The sequence below is a fragment of the Pseudobacter sp. genome (assembly GCF_051955275.1).
In the GTDB taxonomy this organism is placed as follows: Bacteria; Bacteroidota; Bacteroidia; order Chitinophagales; family Chitinophagaceae; genus Pseudobacter.
The window spans coordinates 1-4,399 of sequence record NZ_JBQCGW010000118.1 but is presented as its reverse complement, the minus strand read 5'-3'; the positions used below and the strand labels follow the sequence as shown (position 1 = coordinate 4,399).

Annotated in this window: 2 protein-coding genes; both read right to left on the bottom strand. The window is 48.7% G+C overall.

Translation table 11 applies throughout. The features are described from left to right. Nucleotides 1-3,014: DUF748 domain-containing protein (locus ACTHMC_RS10040; RefSeq protein ID WP_440412978.1), on the bottom strand; the 3,014-nt coding region annotated here is incomplete at its 3' end. A gap of 137 nt (nucleotides 3,015-3,151) precedes the next feature. Continuing rightward, nucleotides 3,152-4,273: a lipase family protein gene (locus tag ACTHMC_RS10035; protein ID WP_440412977.1), complete on the bottom strand. Its 1,122-nt coding sequence runs from the start codon at nucleotides 4,271-4,273 to the stop codon at nucleotides 3,152-3,154. Between the last annotated feature and the right edge of the window lie 126 nt (nucleotides 4,274-4,399).

Sequence of the window (4,399 nt, the reverse complement as noted above, 5' to 3'; positions counted from 1 at the left end):
CTTACGTCCAATGGTTCGCCTTCCTGTCCTTTAAGTGTTTCGATCTTCAGCGACTGGCCATCCTGTTGCAGGTTGAAATTTTCAGCCACTATATTATTGGTATCGATAAGGATCTTATTATCGTTATTGATGGTCCAGCTTTCTTTATTGAGCAGGAGGGAGTCTGGTTTCAGTGAAAAACGATAGCTTTTGTCTTCCTGTAATGCAAACAGTCCTTCGAGGTGGTAATTGGTTGTATCCGACTTGTCGCGGGTGTTGATGGAGAAATCGATATTGTTATTGGCGATATCCGCATCGATATTGGTATTGTAGATGGACAATGAATTGCCCACATTGAATTTCTTCAGTTGTCCGCGTACTTCCAGTGCATTGTTCTTTGTATCTGCAGTGAGCAACAGGCCATTGATCATGTTGGCGCCGTAAGTAACGGCAGGAGCGCTGACACGGGCTTCCACGCCGCCATTGCCGGAGAAATGGCCATCGATCTTAACGGTATCCAGTTGTTTCAGTTCAGGCGCCAGTAATTTCAGTTGCTGGAAATTACCGATCACGGCAGCGATGCGGAAATCATAACTGGTATCCACTTTTACCGAGTCCGGAACGATATTGAAATAGGGATCGATGGATTTCTGGAAGATCTTGCCTGCTTCCGTGAGCTTGAACTGCCCATACATTTTTGCATCGATCAGGGAGCTGTTCAGCGCAATCACTTTTCCTGTATCTGTTACGGCTGCTACCAGGCTGATGGTGTCGAGGGAGAAACGTTGCTGGTTGTTCACCAGCAGGGAGCGGGTAATATAGAGATTGCCATCGAGACTGTCTGGATTGGTGGATTTGAAGTCACCACTGATATTGCCGCGGTAAATGATATTGTCTTTGGTGAGGTTCAGTCCGGCTGTTTTGATACTGTCGATCTGCAGGTTGAATTTACCGGAAGGCCATTCTCCTGCCAGACTTCCATCTGCATCCAGGTTGAAATGTATGGGTTCATTCTGAATACCTGCCAGTATTTTGAATTGCTGGTTATCGATATTGCCGTCTATGTTGAAATTGCGGTAAACATATCCTTTGTAACCTGCGCTGTCGACTGTTCCTTTGATCATGGCAACCATGGTCTTCGGGTTCCTGCCCGCGCCTTTGGCGGTGAGGTGCAGGGTCACTTTGCCGAGATCGGGTTGTTTGAGCAGCTCCTGCAGGTTGAGGGAACTGGTGCTTACGATCACATCATATTTCAGCTTGCTTTCATCTGCCGGATTTTGGATCCTTCCTTTTACCGTTGCATTACCCAGTGAGGTCTGCACACGCAGATCGGTGAGCATATTCTGATACGTACCGTTGAAGGAACCGTTCAGACGTATGTTTGCGGGCAGCTTGATATTCTGTGGTAGTGTATTCGGAGGAAGTATGCTGAGGATGTCTTTATCTGTGCTGCTGATATCGCGGATATTGAGGTTGGCAGCAAGCTGTTTCATTTCCGGCAATCCTTTGAGTGTGCCGCTCAGGTCCACATTTGTGCTGCTGAGGCCGCGTACTTTCAGGTCATCGATCCTCAGGTTATTCACGGCGCCGTTCATTTTTCCGGTAAGGTACCAGGTGGCGTTGGGCGTTTTGAAGCCGGGAACTTTACTGAGGGTAGGAACAAAGGTGAGCACATCCTTCACTAAAACACGGCTGTTCCTTACGTCCATGCTTAGTTGCATTTTCCCGATATCCTTAGAGAGTGCCCCAATGGAATCATATTGAATGGCGATATCCCTTTCCAGCCTGGTGCCGGGTGTTTCCAGCAGCAGGTCTTTCAGATATGCTTCTTTGCCGGTATAGGCAAAACTGGTTTGCAGGGTGTTCAGTTTGAAATCCTTTTCCTGCATGCTGCCCTTGGTGAGCTTGCCGGTGATGGAATCCGTGCTGTAATAAATGTCTTTACCACCGAGGATGAAGTTGCGCACATCCAGGTGCATATAGTCCATGCCGGATTTTGCACGAGGGCTGTTATCGTTATCAAACCGTATATTGTTATTGCTGAGGTCCAGGTCCGCCACGGAAAACACCCAGCCGCTCTGCGCGATGGCTTCGGCTTCCTGCTTCACTTCCTTCTCTATCACCTTTGCTTCCTCTTTCTTGCCCAAACGCAGGGCTGCCGTGGTTTGCAGCAGCTGGAGCTTCGTCAGCTCTATTCGTTGTTTTGCCAGATCAACCTTCTCTGCATCCACGTTGAGGTTGCCGAGGCGAAGATTGGTGTAGAGTGCGGAAACATCATTCCCGTAATCAAGGTTACAGTTCTCCAGTTGAACGCGGCGTACATCGATATTAAAGGCCGGTGGCGTTTGTGCATCGGCAATATCTTCACTGGGGGGGTCAGATTTCATCAGCGGTTTGCGCTGGTAGATCTTGGCGTCCAGTCCTTTCAGTTGTACAAAGGGCACTGCAAAATTGCTATGGGAAATATCGAAGGTTTTGATATTCGATTCCAGGCTGGAGAAATACACCTGCATATCGTTACCACTGACGGCATCATTGAATTTTGCGCGGATATCTTCCAGCAGGATATGGTGGATTTCCATCTTCAGGCTGGAGGTATCATTGGTAACCGGCTGTGGTTCCTTACTGGCGAAAGCGTCTACGATGAACTGGAAATTGAAGACGGTATCGGGCATGGTACGCTGCACATTGGCGGTTACCTGTTTCAGGTAGATCTCATTAATGCTGATCTCGCTGCTGATGAGCTTCCACATATTCAGGTTCACCTGCAGCTGACCTGTATAGAGCAGGGTATCTTTCTTCAGGTCTTCCACATACACTTTTTCCAGGAGTACGGAACTGGGAAAGCGGATGAGCAGCCTGTCGATCTCCACTCTTGTCTGTAATTTTTTGGAAAGCCAGTCGGTGGCGCGGCCTTTGAGCCAGGCTTGCACTGGGGGAGCCTGTATGAGAATGACCACCAGGATCACCACACCCAACAGAATCAGGACCGTTTTCAGAACGATCCTCCCAATCTTCTTAATCCAATAGAGCACAGGTTTGGGTGAATTCACAAATTATCTTGTATTGATCCATAAATAGATGATAAAGCACCGTGTATCAGGTATACAAACGGCCTTCCAGCGGGTGCGGGCAGAGGGGTATTCTAAAACCGTGGAAAATATGCTACAATCTAAGGGTTTTTTCCATAAATCCTTTGAGTGAGAAGATAGTAAGGCATCAGTCCGTGATGGATGAAAACGCGGTCGCCACTGTCTGGATATTGCTTCAGGTAATCTGTATCCGGCTGTAATACAATGGGAACGCCAGCCCTTGTGAAGTTCATATTAGGTTGGTATTCAGGGATGCGCAGTTGCGGCATGGCCTGTTTCACCTGTTTGCTGATGGTGGTACCGAGGTATTTGGTGAATACGCGTTGGGCTTTATTGGATTTCCGGTTCATCCTGCCATACACTCGTTTGAGATAGAGGCGCACCAGCCAGGATTGTTTCTTCAATGCCTTGTCCATATCCGTAAAGGGATTGAGGTTATTGAAGTCGCGCAGGGTCTGTAAAGAGAAGGGCGTTTCAGGCACCCAGTCGAGCGCATTCACTACCGTGAATCCCCAGCCGCTGCGCGTGATATAATCATAATCGTAGGCATAGTAAAGATTGCCGGGTTTGGGCGCGGCTCCATTGTAGCTTTTCAGCACCAGGTTACCGGGCAGCCTGCCTGCTTCCATTTCATAATGGAGATAAGAGCGGAGCAGCAGGGCCACGGCTCCGCCCTGGCTATGGCCGGTGACGATCACCTGCTTCGACTGGTATTTGCTGTTATACTCTTTGATCTTTTCAATTATGCCGGGGGCCATGGTGCCCAGGCCGATGGTCCAGCCGACGTGCACGGTGGCTTTGGCATCTGCGGCAAGCTTGTATTGGAAAGTGGTGGAGTCGTTGAGTTGCAGGGATCCTTCTGCGGGGATCATAGCGGAGTAGAAATTCTGCACCCAGCTGATGGGTTTGCGGGTGGTGCCGCGAACGCTGATCACAATGATGGATTTATTACTGTTGGCCCAGAGCTCCCAGCGGTTATCCATAGGGCCCGCTACAGACCGGTATTCCATGGTAAACTGTTCGGGTGCCGGAAAGGTAACACTGCCGGGAGAATCTACCTGCCTGGCGGTAACGCGGAGCATCTCCAGGTATTCATCGGCATCAAAGCCAGGTTTGAGATCCTGGGCGATAACGAGTTGAAAACAGAAAATAGCTGGCAGAAGCAGGAAACCTGCTTTAGTTATTTGGGTAGACCATTTCATTGGACGGGCGATTTTAATCAGGGTGTGTACAGTCGCGAGCGGAGAAGCCAGGGGCTTGACAAACCCAAAAATATTAAAAAAAAATAAAAAATATTAATGTTTTGAACCGTTTACAAGTTATTATTT

Excerpts from the sequence above, each read along its gene's own strand:
- ACTHMC_RS10035 (WP_440412977.1), bottom strand. The coding sequence starts at position 4,273 with ATGAAATGGTCTACCCAAATAACTAAAGCAGGTTTCCTGCTTCTGCCA.